Raw genomic sequence first — 12,514 nt, 5'->3', positions numbered from 1 at the left:
AAAAACCGCGGAGCACGCCGACGGCCCGGCTCCCCCGGGGAGAGGGGAGCCGGGCCGTCATGGTGCACGCGGGCGTCAGCCCATGTGCGGGTAGCGGTAGTCCGTCGGCGGGACCAGGGTCTCCTTGATGGAGCGGGTGGAGGTCCAGCGCATCAGGTTCTGCTTGGCGCCGGCCTTGTCGTTGGTGCCGGAGGCGCGGCCGCCGCCGAAGGGCTGCTGGCCGACGACGGCGCCGGTCGGCTTGTCGTTGATGTAGAAGTTGCCGGCCGCGAAGCGCAGCAGCTCGCAGGTGCGGGCCGCTTCGGCACGGTCCTGGGCGATGACACAACCGGTCAGGCCGTACGCCGAGGCGGACTCCATCTGGGTGAGCATCGCGTCGTAGTCGGCGTCGTCGTAGACGTAGACGCCGAGGATCGGGCCGAAGTACTCGTCCTTGAAGATCTCGTTCTCCGGGTCGGTGGAGACCAGGACCGTCGGGCGGACGAAGTAGCCCTCGCTGTCGTCGTACGTGCCGCCGGCCACGACCTCGATGGTCGGGTCGGCCTTGGCGCGGTCGATCGCCGCCTTGTTCTTGGCGAAGGAGCGCTCGTCGATGACGGCGGACATGAAGTTCGACAGGTCCGAGACGTCGCCCATGGACAGGGCGTCGACCTCGGCCGCGAACTCCTCCTTGAGGCCGTTGTTCCACAGCGAGGCCGGGACGTAGGCGCGGGAGGCCGCGGAGCACTTCTGGCCCTGGAACTCGAAGGCGCCACGGGTCATGGCGGTCTTCAGCACGGCGCGGTCGGCCGAGGGGTGGGCGACGATGAAGTCCTTGCCGCCGGTCTCGCCGACGAGGCGCGGGTAGGTCTTGTAGTTCTCGATGTTGTTGCCGACCGTCTTCCACAGGTACTGGAAGGTCTTGGTCGAACCGGTGAAGTGGATGCCCGCGAGGTCCGGGTGGGTCAGCGCCACCTCGGAGACGTCCTTGCCGTCGCCGGTGACGAGGTTGATGACGCCCTTGGGCAGCCCGGCCTCCTCCAGCAGCTGCATCAGCAGCACGGCGGCGTAGGTCTGCGTCGGGGAGGGCTTCCAGACCACGACGTTGCCCATGAGGGCGGGCGCGGTCGGGAGGTTGCCGGCGATCGCGGTGAAGTTGAACGGCGTGATCGCGTAGACGAAGCCTTCGAGGGGGCGGTGGTCCGAGCGGTTCCAGACGCCCGGGGAGTTCGCCGGGGGCTGCTCGGCGAGGATCTGGCGCGCGAAGTGCACATTGAAGCGCCAGAAGTCGATGAGCTCACACGGGGTGTCGATCTCGGCCTGCTGGGCGGTCTTGGACTGGCCGAGCATGGTGGCGGCGGCCATCGTCTCGCGCCAGGGGCCGGAGAGCAGGTCGGCGGCCTTGAGGATGATCGCGGCGCGGTCGTCGAAGGACAGCGCACGCCAGGCCGGGGCGGCGGCCAGCGCGGCGTCGACCGCGTCCTGGGCGTCCTTGACGGTGGCGTTGGCGTACGTACCGAGCCGGGAGGCGTGGTTGTGCGGCTGCACGACGTCGAAGCGCTCGCCGCCGCCCATCCGGTGCTCGCCGCCGATGGTCATCGGCAGCTCGATCGGGTTGTCGGCCAGCTCCTTGAGCTTGGCCTCCAGGCGGGAACGCTCCGGGCTGCCGGGGGCGTAGGTGTGGACCGGCTCGTTAACCGGCACGGGGACCTGGGTCACAGCGTCCATAGCGGCCGTGTCTCCTTCGATTTCGCTCGTCGGTTTTCGTACGTCGGTGGTGCGGCCGCGGCCGCTTCGGGTGGGCGGCTGCGGGCGGCGCCGTCCGGGAACATCCCCCGGCTTCCAGCATCCACCCGTACCGGCCTTTCGCGGGCCGGTCAGCCGCGGGTCGCCGGCGGCCGTGGGCCGCCGCCTGCCGTGGGCGTCAGCCGCGGGTGGCGAGCGACCTCAGGAAGAACCCGAGGTTCGCGGGGCGCTCGGCCAGCCGGCGCATGAAGTAGCCGTACCAGTCGGTGCCATAGGGGATGTACACCCGCATACGGTGTCCTTCGGCGACCAGCCGCTGCTGCTCGGCCTCGCGGATGCCGTACAGCATCTGGAATTCGTAGTCGGCCGGCTTACGGCCGTTGCGGTGGGCCAGCTCCTGGGCGATGGCCACCATCCGCGGGTCGTGCGACCCGATCATGGGGTAGCCCTCCCCCGCCATCAGGATCTTCAGGCACCGCACATAGGCCTTGTCGACCTCCCGCTTGTCCTGGAAGGCGACGGTCGCGGGCTCCTTGTACGCACCCTTGACCAGCCGCACCCGGGAGCCTTCCCCGGCGAGCGCGTGGCAGTCGTCCTCCGTACGGAAGAGGTAGGACTGGAGCACCGCGCCCGTCTGGGGAAAACGCTCCCGCAGGTCGGCGAGGATCGCGAGGGTGGAGTCGACCGTGGTGTGGTCCTCCATGTCGAGGGTCACGGTCGTCCCGGCCTCGGCAGCGGCCTCGACCACCGGGGTGACGTTCTTCAGCGCCAGCTCGTGGCCGCCGGCCAGCGCCTGCCCGAAAGCGGACAGCTTGACCGACATCTCGGCCTTGACGCCGAGCCCGTGCTCCTTGAGGGCCGCGGCCAGCTGAAGGTAGGCGTCGCGATTGCGCAGCGCCTCGGCCGGGTCGGTGATGTCCTCGCCCAGGTGGTCGAGGGTGACCTCCAGGCCTCGCGCGGCCAGGGTCCGCACGGCCGCCATGGACTCGGTCAGGCGCTCGCCGGCGACGAAACGCTCCACCACGGGCCGGGTGACCGGAGCGGCCGCCACGATCCGGCGGATGCTGTCACTGCGCGCTGCGGCCAGAAGCACGGGACCCAGCATGGGCACCTCCAGGATTCAGGGTGACAAGTACCGGGCGGACACCGGGCGGGCGAACGCGTCGGCAATATTGAGCCACCTGAAACTTAAGGATCGCGCCACTTCCCGGCCATCGACAGCTGTCACGCCTTCGTGGCCGGGATCTCAGACAGATGTATGAGAATAAGGGTGAGGTGACCGTGCCAGTGGTGACCGTGGTGTGAGAGGTGTCCCAGTCACCGGTGGTGCCGGTGGTGAGACGACAGGAGAGGAGCCGGGCGGCCGATGCGGGGCGACTACCAGCAGCTCGTGGACGAGATCTCGGCGGCGCTCGGCGCACCGGCGACGCTGGAGGACCGGGATTTCGGACTGATTGCGTTCGGCGCGCACGAGGGCGACGACGACGAGGTGATGGACCCGGTCCGTACCCGCTCGATCCTTCAGCGCCGCTCCTCTGCGGCGGTCCGGGCCTGGTTCGAGGCGTTCGGGATCGCCCGCGCCAAGACCGCGCTGCGCATCCCGCCGGACCCGGCCGCGGGGGTCTTCCGGGGCCGTATCTGTCTGCCCGTACGCCACCGGGGCATCGTGCACGGCTACGTCTGGCTGCTGGACGACGGCCATCTGACCGATCTTGAACTGGGCACCCGGGGCGCACCGCCCGACCCGCGGATCGCGCAGGCCATGGAGACCGCCGCCCGGATCGGCGCACTGCTGGCCGACGAGGCCCGCGCCGGGGCCGAACTCGGCGATCTGCTGCGGGAGTTGCTGCTCGCGGCGCCCGACGGGCAGCCGGCCGCGGCGGCCGCGCTGCGCGATGCGCTGCGGGACAGCCTGCGCTTCACCCCGGGCGCCCCGCTCACCCTGGTCGCGGTGCTGCCCTGGGACACCTCGGACACCGGCGCGGCGCCGCTGCCGAGCCTGCCGGGTCTGCTCGCGGCCTGTGCGCTGCCGGCGGGCGGCGGCCCGGCGGACGGCCCGGCCGTGGGGGCGGACGAGGCGGAGCCCGCCGCGGGCGCGGGTCGCGGCGGACGCACCGGGTCCGCCGCCCGGCCGCAGCCCGCGGCGCCGGTGCCCGCCCTGGCCGCTCTCGTACGGCTGCGTGCGTCCGGGGCGCCCGGCCCGGCCCATACGGTGGCCGAGCATCTGCTGCGCTCCCCCCGGGCGGGCGCCGCACCGGCCGAGGGGAAGGCGCCACGCGGCAGCTCCGGGCACCCCGCGCCGCCCCGGCCGGGCGCCGCCGGAATCGGTGCCGGTACACGGGAGTTGACCGACCTTCCGGCCACCTGGCGGGAAGCGCTGGACGCGGCCCGCGCGGCGCACGCCGAGCCCCGGCTGGGCCCGATCACCCAGTGGGACGCCATCGGCCCGTACCGCATGCTGACCGCCCTGCCGGCCACCGCGCCCGACCCGGCCATCGGCCCGCTGCTCGCCCCCGCGCACGCCGAACTCGCGCGCACCGCCGAGGTGTTCCTCGACTGCGCCGGCCAGGCGAGCCGCACCGCCCAGGCCCTGGGTATCCACCGGCAGACGCTCTACTACCGCCTGGGCCGGGTGGAGAAGCTGACCGGCCTCGATCTGGACGACGGCGAGCACCGGCTGCTGCTGCACATGGCGCTCAAGGCGGCGCGACTGTGAAGGGCGCGCCGGGCCGGGATCGTCAGCTCCATCCCCCGGGGAGCTCGGCGGGCGGCTGAGGGGACGGGCGGAGCCGGTCAGCGGGGTCGGTGACGACGAGCGTGGTGGCCATCTTGTCCCACAGCTCCTGCCGGTTGCGGTCCCACAGCAGCCAGAAGTACGGGATCAGCAGGGTGACGGCGGCGAGCAGGCCGATGATCCCCTTGGCGATGAATTCACGGAAGAACATTCGCCACCAGCGGGCCGCGCGGGCCTCCGGAATGTAGATGACCCGCATGTGCAGCAATTGCTTGGCCGGGGTCTGCCCCCGCGGGAAGACGAGAAAGGCCCAGATGAGCCAGCCGATGTACAGCGTGCAGAGCATCAGCAGGTTCTCCAGCAGGAAGCCGCCGAGGCGGAGCCCCACGGTGGACAGATGGATTCCGGTCGGCAGCACCATGACCTGCCCGCAGAACTGGCAGGTGAGCTCACCCTCCACCGGGCCCCGGCAGACCGGGCACACGGTGGGCGCCGAGGCGGGGGCGTAGGCACGTGCGGAAGCCGGTCCCCGTTGTGCCCAGCGCGGTGCGGGCCGCGGACCGGGCGGCGGCTGCTCCGCCTTCTTCCACCGCTCCGCCTTGTTCGACCGCTCCGCCCTTTTCGGCTCCGCCGCATCGTGGGGATTTTCGGTCATGCGCAGGTCCTTCGTCACCGGCATCCAGCGAGCAGGAACTGGCGTGCCGTGCATGGTGGATCCGCCCGTCAGCCCCCACGGGCACCGGCCGGGACGAACGGCCGGCCTCTTCCTGACGGCCGCTCAACCTGTCGCCACGCCCGCAGGCGTCGACTGCGCAACCTCTTCATTTCAGGACAGCACGCCGCACAGGCCGCCGCAAATCTCCACCGGACGGCGCCGGGCGGCGGTCACTCCGCCTTCCCCAGCACCTCGCCCGCGGTGACCCGGCGCAGCGCGGCCGCCAGGTCCCGGCCCGTGGGCATCCGGTCGGGCGTGAGCAGCGACTGGACCATCAGGCCGGTGAGCAGGGCCTGGTAGAAGGGGCCGACGACGCGGGCGGCCTCCGCGTCGACCTCGGTGTCCGGCACCCCTTCGAAGATCGCGACGAGCCCCTCGCCGCCCTCCGGGAGCACCTCACCGATCGCCTCGCGCAGGGCCGCGTCACGCGGCAGCAGCCCCAGCACCTCGACCTGCGCGGCGATGAACTCCCGCTCCGTGGCGATCCGTTGCAGGAACAGGTCCCACACCGCGGCGAACCGCTCCAGCGGCTCGGCGTCGGCCGGCACCGCCTCGCCGCCGGCCGGCACCTGGGCGACCCCGGTCCCCCACTCCTCACTGGACGCGATGATCGCCTGGCGCATCAGGGCGTCCTTGGAGCCGTAGTGGTATCCGATGGAGGCGAGGTTGGCGCCGGACGCGGCCACGATGTCGCGGGCGGTGGTGCCCGCATATCCCTTCTCCAGGAGACAGCGCTTGGCGCCCTCCAGAAGATCTTCACGGTGTCCCATAGGGGCAGCCTATCGCCACACATACGCTCGTACCAGACACCCGTTTTAAACGTACGTATACGGCCCCCTGGGGTGCGCTCCCTCACCGCGGCCGGTCCGGCCCCTCGCGGCCACCCCCCGTACCGTCGCCCGGCCGCCCTTCCCGCCCGCGCAGGTCGGACCGGCCGCCCTCGCCCTCCTCGGTGCCGATCTCCCGCTGCTCCCGCTCCTTGCCGCGCCCGGCGTCGCCGGTCTCGCCCGCCCGCGTACCGGCACCGGCGCCCGCCATCGGCCCGCCGACCAGCCGGTCGCGCTCGCCGGGCACGGCGGTGGGAGGTGCGGCCTCCCCCGCCGCCCGGGGACCGGTCCGCGCCGCGGGACCACCCGGCTCGCCGATGCCCGGACCAGCATCGCCCGGATCGGGGGTGCCCGGCCGGGCCATCCCGTAATGGCGGTACAGCTCGGCCTCCTCGGAGGGGTCGAGATGGCCGTCGGCGTCGATCCGCGGCGCGTGCTTGATGGTCTCCTTGGCGTGCGGAACATGCAGTTCGTCGCCGGTCCGCCGGGCCCCGGCGAGCGGGATGAAGGTCTCCTTCATGCCGAACAGCCCGGTCCGCACCGTGATCCACTCCGGCTCGTTGGTGGCATCGTCCCGGTAGACCTGCTGGACCTTGCCCACCTTCGCGCCGTCCGCGTCGACCACGTGCAACCCGGTCAGACTCTGCGGGGCATCACCCAGGGGTGCATTCATGGCGTCTCTCCTTCCGCACGCACCGGCGGGGGCACGCGCAGTTCCCATTGCGCGACGCGAACATCTCGGCTGCGAATCGGGCGGACCGGCGCCCGACGGCCGAGGCGGCCCCACGACGGCGCCGACGGCCCCCGCGCACCCACCCCCGGATACGCCATTCGGGTGAATGCCGGAAGGATGCGACCTCGCCGGACGCCCGCTCGCGGACCGCGCCGGCACCCGTACGATGCGGGCACGCAAACGGGCCCGGCCCCCGCGAAGAGCGGGGCCCGGGCCCGTTGACCTGCGAAGACCTGGCGGTCAGTCGCCGAGGTTCACCGCGCGCACCGAGGTCGCGCCGATCTCGTCGGCGATCTCGCTGAGCACGTTCGGCGGAATGGTGTCGTCGACGGTCAGCGCGACCAGCGCCTCACCACCGACATCCGCCCGCGAGACCTGCATATTGCCGATGTTGATGCCCGCCTCGCCCAGGATCCGGCCGACGGTGCCGACGACACCGGGGCGGTCGCTGTAGCGCAGGAACGCCATGTGATCGGCGAGCGACAGGTCGATGGAGTGCTCACCGACCGCGACGATCTTCTGGATGTTCTTGTGGCCGGCCAGCGTGCCGGAGATCGACACCTCGTCGCCGCCCGCGAGGGTGCCGCGCACGGTCACCACATTGCGGTGCTCGGGCGACTCGCTGCTGGTCGTCAGCCGCACCTCCACACCGCGCTCCTGTGCGAACAGCGGGGCGTTGACGTAGGACACCGTCTCGTCCACGACGTCCTCGAACACGCCCTTGAGCGCGGAGAGTTCGAGCACCTTGACGTCATGCTGGGTGATCTCGCCGTACACCTCGACATCGAGGCGCATGGCGACCTCGCCGGCCAGCGCGGTGAAGATCCGGCCGAGGCGCTCGGCCAGCGGCAGCCCGGGCTTGACGTCCTCGGCGATCACGCCGCCCTGGACGTTGACCGCGTCCGGCACCAGCTCGCCGGCCAGCGCCAGCCGCACCGACCTGGCGACCGCGATACCGGCCTTCTCCTGCGCCTCACCCGTCGACGCACCGAGGTGCGGGGTGGCGACGACCTGGTCGAACTCGAAGAGCGGGGAGTCCGTGCAGGGCTCGACGGCGTAGACGTCCAGGCCCGCGCCGGCCACCCGGCCCTCCTTCAGCGCGGTGGCCAGCGCCGCCTCGTCGACGATGCCGCCACGCGCGGCATTGACGATCCGGACCGACGGCTTGACCTTGTGCAGCGCCTCGTCCCCGATGAGACCCACGGTCTCCGGCGTCTTGGGGAGGTGCACGGTGATGAAGTCCGAGACCTGGAGCAGCTCGTCCAGGGTCAGCAGCTTGACGCCCATCTGCGCGGCACGGGCCGGCTGGACGTAGGGGTCGTAGGCGACGACCTTCATGCCGAACGCCGACATCCGCTGGGCGACCAGGACGCCGATCCGGCCGAGGCCGACCACACCGAGGGTCTTCTCGCTGAGCTCGACGCCGGTGTACTTGCTGCGCTTCCACTCGCCGTTCTTCAGGGCGGTGTTCGCCTGGGGGATGTTGCGGGCCGTGGCGACCAGCAGACCGCAGGCCAGCTCGGCGGCGGTGACGATGTTGGAGGTCGGGGCGTTGACGACCATCACGCCGGCCTTGGTGGCGGCGGAGACATCGACGTTGTCCAGACCGACGCCCGCGCGGGCGACGACCCGCAGCTTCTTGGCGGCGGCGATGGCCTCGGCGTCGATCTTCGTCGCGCTGCGCACGAGGACGGCGTCGACGTCGGCGATGGCGGGGAGCAGCTCGGCGCGGTCCGCGCCGTTGCAGTGCCGGATGTCGAAGTCCGGGCCGAGGGCGTCGACGGTGGCGGGCGACAGCTCTTCGGCGATCAGTACGACAGGTTTCGAGCTCACGTGGTCTTCAGTCCTCACTTGTCCTTCGCGGACGGCCGTCCCGACGGCCGAAGGCGGTGAAGGGGGGATGCCGCGTGGAAGACGCACGACGCTGTGAGCCTGACGCGCTTGTGCTTGGCAGTGTAGTGGCGGTGGGGGGCGCGTCCTGTGCCGATGCGGAAGGATCACCCGTGCGTGGTTCTACGCGGCGGACAAGGCGCCGCGGGGCGCCATGGACGAGGGGGCCGCGGCATCGCCGCGACCCCCTGTCACCGGGCTTACGCCTCGTCGTCCACCCAGCTCATGAGCTTGCGGAGCTTCTTGCCCGTGGTCTCCAGCAGGTGATCCTCGTCGGCCTTCTTGTACTCGTTGTACTTCGGCAGACCGGCGTTGTACTCGGCCATCCAGTTGTTGGCGAAGGTGCCGTCCTGGATCTCGGCGAGCACCTTCTTCATCTCGGCCTTGGTGTTCTCGTTGATGATCCGCGGGCCGGTGATGTAGTCGCCCCACTCGGCGGTCTCGGAGACCGACCAGCGCATCTTCTCCAGGCCGCCCTCGTACATGAGGTCCACGATCAGCTTCAGCTCGTGGAGGCACTCGAAGTACGCGATCTCGGGCTGGTAGCCCGCCTCGACCAGGGTCTCGAAGCCGGCCTTGACCAGCGCCGAGGCGCCACCGCAGAGCACGGCCTGCTCACCGAACAGGTCGGTCTCGGTCTCCTCGGTGAAGGTGGTCTTGATGACGCCGGCGCGGGTGCCGCCGATGCCCTTGGCGTAGGAGAGCGCCAGCTCGAAGGCCTTGCCCGAGGCGTCCTGCTCGACGCCCGCGATGCAGGGCACGCCGCGGCCTTCCTCGTACTGGCGGCGGACCAGGTGGCCCGGGCCCTTTGGGGCCACCAGGGCGACGTCCACGTTGGCCGGCGGCTTGATGAAGCCGTAGCGGATGTTGAGACCGTGGCCGAAGAACAGCGCGTCGCCGTCCTTCAGGTGGTCCTTGATGGACTCCTCGTAGACCTTGGCCTGGATCGGGTCCGGCACCAGGATCATGATGACGTCGGCCTCGGCGGCCGCCTCGGCCGGAGTCACCACGCGCAGACCCTGCTCCTCGGCCTTGGCCTTGGACTTGGAGCCCTCGTGCAGACCGACCCGCACATCGACGCCCGAGTCACGCAGCGACAGCGCGTGGGCGTGGCCCTGGCTTCCGTAGCCGATGACCGCGACCTTGCGGTTCTGGATGATGGACAGGTCGGCATCGTCGTCGTAGAACAGCTCGGCCACTTCGGGTATCTCCTTGGATCTAGCGGGTGCCCACACAGTACGTCGGGCGGGGTGGGGAAGGGCGGTGGGTCTCGCCATGCGGTCCGGTCGGACCGCGGCGGTCAGGCCGTACGGTCCAGTGCGCGCAGCGAGCGGTCGGTGATGGACCGGGCGCCACGGCCTATGGCGATGGTTCCGGACTGCACCAGTTCCTTGATGCCGTACGGCTCCAGCATCTTGAGCATCGCCTCCAGCTTTTCACTGGATCCGGTGGCCTCGATCGTGACGGCCTCGGGCGAGACGTCCACGGTCTTGGCGCGGAAGAGCTGGACGATCTCGACGATCTGCGAGCGGGTCTCGTTGTCGGCGCGGACCTTGACCAGGACCAGTTCGCGCTGAATGGCGGAGCCGGGCTCCAGCTCGACGATCTTCAGCACGTTGACGAGCTTGTTGAGCTGCTTGGTGACCTGCTCCAGCGGCAGCGACTCGACGCTGACGACGATGGTGATGCGGGAGATGTCGGGGTGCTCGGTGACCCCGACCGCGAGGGAGTCGATGTTGAAGCCGCGGCGGGAGAACAGGGCGGCGATCCGGGCGAGGATGCCGGGGGTGTTCTCCACCAGGACGGAGAGCGTGTGCTTGGACATGGTCTTCTCTCTTCTTCCGTGCGTCCGTGACGTCCTGGGCTCAGTCGTCTGCGTTGTCGCCGAAGTCGGGACGCACGCCCCGGGCGGCCATGACCTCGTCGTTGGAGGTGCCGGCGGCGACCATCGGCCACACCTGGGCGTCCTCGTGGACGATGAAGTCGATCACGACCGGGCGGTCGTTGATGGCGTTGGCCTTGGCGATCACCGCGTCCAGCTCCGCCGGGTCCTCACAGCGCATCGCGACACAGCCCATCGCCTCGGACAGCTTCACGAAGTCCGGAACGCGGGTGCCGCCACTGGCCTTGCCCGCCGTCACCAGGCCGTTGGACTCGGGGCCGCTGTGCAGCACGGTGTTGGAGTAGCGCTGGTTGTAAAAGAGGGTCTGCCACTGGCGGACCATGCCCAGCGCGCCGTTGTTGATGATCGCGACCTTGATCGGGATGTTGTTCAGCGCGCAGGTGACCAGCTCCTGGTTGGTCATCTGGAAGCAGCCGTCGCCGTCGATCGCCCAGACCGTACGGTCCGGCTGCCCGGCCTTGGCGCCCATCGCGGCGGGGACGGCGTAGCCCATCGTCCCGGCGCCGCCGGAGTTCAGCCAGGTGGAGGGCTGCTCGTAGCCGATGAAGTGGGCGGCCCACATCTGGTGCTGGCCGACGCCCGCGGCGTAGATGGTGTCGGCGGGGGCGAGCTTGCCGATCCGCTCGATGACCTGCTGCGGGGAGAGGGTGCCGTCCTCCGGCAGGTCGTAGCCGAGCGGGTAGGTCTCCCGCCAGCGGTTGAGGTCCTTCCACCAGGCGGTGTAGTCACCCTTGTGGCCGGCGTCGTGCTCGGCCTGGACGGCGACGATCAGGTCGGCGATGACCTCGCGGGCGTCACCGACGATCGGGACGTCCGCGGCACGGTTCTTGCCGATCTCCGCCGGATCGATGTCCGCGTGCACGACCTTGGCGTACGGCGCGAAGGAGTCCAGCTTGCCGGTGACCCGGTCGTCGAAACGGGCGCCGAGGGTGATCAGCAGGTCCGACTTCTGGAGCGCGGTGACGGCGGTGACCGCGCCGTGCATCCCGGGCATGCCGACATGCTGCGGGTGGCTGTCGGGGAAGGAACCCAGCGCCATCAGCGTGGTGGTGACGGGGGCGCCGGTCAGCTCGGCGAGCACCTTGAGCTCGGCGGTGGCGCCGGCCTTCATCACGCCGCCGCCGACGTAGAGCACCGGGCGCTTGGACTCGACGATCAGCCGGGCGGCCTCGCGGATCTGCTTGGCGTGCGGCTTGGTCACCGGGCGGTAGCCGGGCAGGTCGGTCTGCGGCGGCCAGGTGAAGGTGGTCTGCGCCTGGAGGGCGTCCTTGGCGATGTCGACCAGGACCGGGCCGGGACGGCCGGTGGCGGCGATGTGGAACGCCTCGGCGATCGTCCGGGGGATCTCGGTGGGGTCGGTGACCAGGAAGTTGTGCTTGGTGATCGGCATCGTGATGCCGCAGATGTCCGCCTCCTGGAAGGCGTCCGTGCCGATCGCCTTGGACGCGACCTGACCGGTGATCGCGACCAGCGGGACGGAGTCCATGTGGGCGTCGGCGATGGGCGTGACGAGGTTGGTGGCACCCGGGCCCGAGGTGGCCATGCAGACGCCGACCTTGCCGGTGGCCTGCGCGTATCCCGTGGCGGCGTGACCGGCGCCCTGCTCGTGGCGCACCAGGACGTGCCGGACCTTCGAGGAATCCATCATCGGGTCGTACGCCGGAAGGATCGCACCGCCGGGAATGCCGAACACGGTGTCGGCCCCGACCTCCTCGAGCGAACGGATGAGGGACTGCGCACCCGTGACGTGCTCGACGGCGGCGGGCTGCTGCGGTCCGCCGGCGGTACGGGCCCGCGGCTGCGGATGGTGGGCCCCGGAGGCCTGCTCGGTCATCTGCGTCTCTTCTCGAAGCTGAGGGTTTTGACGGGATTTGTGAGGTTGCTGTGCAACAAAAAACCCCCCGTGCCAGGTGGCAAGCGAGGGGAGCGCGTCGGTGCGATGAGCCGGGTTCGTCAGGACCCGGCTTCAGCCGACGCGCTTTCCAAG

10 protein-coding genes are annotated in these 12,514 nt (G+C 70.7%); 1 reads left to right on the top strand and 9 read right to left on the bottom strand.

The features are described 5' to 3' along the window. Positions 1-75: 75 nt before the first annotated feature. Together pruA and CP981_RS27470 are read right to left on the bottom strand one after the other, a co-directional pair. Positions 76-1,707 carry an L-glutamate gamma-semialdehyde dehydrogenase gene (gene pruA / locus CP981_RS27475; protein WP_085925160.1) on the bottom strand — a complete coding sequence of 544 codons (1,632 nt, stop codon included), beginning with the start codon at positions 1,705-1,707 and terminating at the stop codon, positions 76-78. A 196-nt stretch (positions 1,708-1,903) separates the two neighbouring features. After that, complete coding sequence (locus CP981_RS27470) at positions 1,904-2,830, bottom strand: proline dehydrogenase family protein (protein ID WP_085925159.1); 927 nt, start codon at positions 2,828-2,830, stop codon at positions 1,904-1,906. 261 nt (positions 2,831-3,091) lie between these two features. Between CP981_RS27470 and CP981_RS27465 the strand changes: the two genes are divergently transcribed. Beyond that, entirely contained in the window at positions 3,092-4,441 is a 1,350-nt protein-coding gene (locus CP981_RS27465) for a PucR family transcriptional regulator (RefSeq protein WP_085925158.1), read from the top strand. A gap of 22 nt (positions 4,442-4,463) precedes the next feature. Here the strand turns inward: CP981_RS27465 and CP981_RS27460 are convergent, their stop codons facing one another. The 7 genes from CP981_RS27460 to CP981_RS27430 all read right to left on the bottom strand — a co-directional run bounded on the left by CP981_RS27460 (position 4,464) and on the right by CP981_RS27430 (position 12,361). Continuing rightward, the gene (locus CP981_RS27460) at positions 4,464-5,114 is read right to left on the bottom strand and encodes an RDD family protein (protein ID WP_158092652.1); all 651 of its coding nucleotides are present in this window, start codon (positions 5,112-5,114) and stop codon (positions 4,464-4,466) included. Positions 5,115-5,344: 230 nt separating this feature from the next. Beyond that, positions 5,345-5,944, bottom strand: a complete 600-nt coding sequence (locus CP981_RS27455) for a TetR/AcrR family transcriptional regulator (protein WP_085925156.1) — start codon at positions 5,942-5,944, stop codon at positions 5,345-5,347. An 82-nt stretch (positions 5,945-6,026) separates the two neighbouring features. Beyond that, on the bottom strand, positions 6,027-6,674 hold the full coding sequence (locus CP981_RS27450) for a PRC-barrel domain-containing protein (protein ID WP_085925155.1): 648 nt from the start codon (positions 6,672-6,674) through the stop codon (positions 6,027-6,029). Between the two features lie 300 nt (positions 6,675-6,974). Further along, on the bottom strand, positions 6,975-8,567 hold the full coding sequence (serA, locus tag CP981_RS27445; protein WP_085925154.1) for a phosphoglycerate dehydrogenase: 1,593 nt from the start codon (positions 8,565-8,567) through the stop codon (positions 6,975-6,977). Positions 8,568-8,824: 257 nt separating this feature from the next. Further along, complete coding sequence (gene ilvC, locus CP981_RS27440; protein ID WP_085925153.1) at positions 8,825-9,823, bottom strand: ketol-acid reductoisomerase; 999 nt, start codon at positions 9,821-9,823, stop codon at positions 8,825-8,827. 101 nt (positions 9,824-9,924) lie between these two features. Beyond that, positions 9,925-10,449 (bottom strand): acetolactate synthase small subunit, encoded by a 525-nt coding sequence (gene ilvN / locus CP981_RS27435; RefSeq protein ID WP_018087233.1) that lies wholly within the window; start codon positions 10,447-10,449, stop codon positions 9,925-9,927. 40 nt (positions 10,450-10,489) lie between these two features. Beyond that, entirely contained in the window at positions 10,490-12,361 is a 1,872-nt protein-coding gene (locus tag CP981_RS27430; RefSeq protein WP_085925152.1) for an acetolactate synthase large subunit, read from the bottom strand. Between the last annotated feature and the right edge of the window lie 153 nt (positions 12,362-12,514).

The organism is Streptomyces platensis (assembly GCF_008704855.1).
GTDB lineage: Bacteria > Actinomycetota > Actinomycetes > Streptomycetales > Streptomycetaceae > Streptomyces > Streptomyces platensis.
The sequence above is the reverse complement of the archived record's forward strand: the minus strand, read 5'-3'. Positions and strand labels throughout refer to the sequence as shown.

Bases quoted from the DNA above. Each gene is read 5' to 3' on its own strand.
- pruA (WP_085925160.1), bottom strand. From the start codon at position 1,707: ATGGACGCTGTGACCCAGGTCCCCGTGCCGGTTAACGAGCCGGTCCAC.
- CP981_RS27470 (WP_085925159.1), bottom strand. From the start codon at position 2,830: ATGCTGGGTCCCGTGCTTCTGGCCGCAGCGCGCAGTGACAGCATCCGC.
- CP981_RS27465 (WP_085925158.1), top strand. From the start codon at position 3,092: ATGCGGGGCGACTACCAGCAGCTCGTGGACGAGATCTCGGCGGCGCTC.
- CP981_RS27460 (WP_158092652.1), bottom strand. From the start codon at position 5,114: ATGACCGAAAATCCCCACGATGCGGCGGAGCCGAAAAGGGCGGAGCGG.
- CP981_RS27455 (WP_085925156.1), bottom strand. From the start codon at position 5,944: ATGGGACACCGTGAAGATCTTCTGGAGGGCGCCAAGCGCTGTCTCCTG.
- CP981_RS27450 (WP_085925155.1), bottom strand. From the start codon at position 6,674: ATGAATGCACCCCTGGGTGATGCCCCGCAGAGTCTGACCGGGTTGCAC.
- ilvN (WP_018087233.1), bottom strand. From the start codon at position 10,449: ATGTCCAAGCACACGCTCTCCGTCCTGGTGGAGAACACCCCCGGCATC.
- CP981_RS27430 (WP_085925152.1), bottom strand. From the start codon at position 12,361: ATGACCGAGCAGGCCTCCGGGGCCCACCATCCGCAGCCGCGGGCCCGT.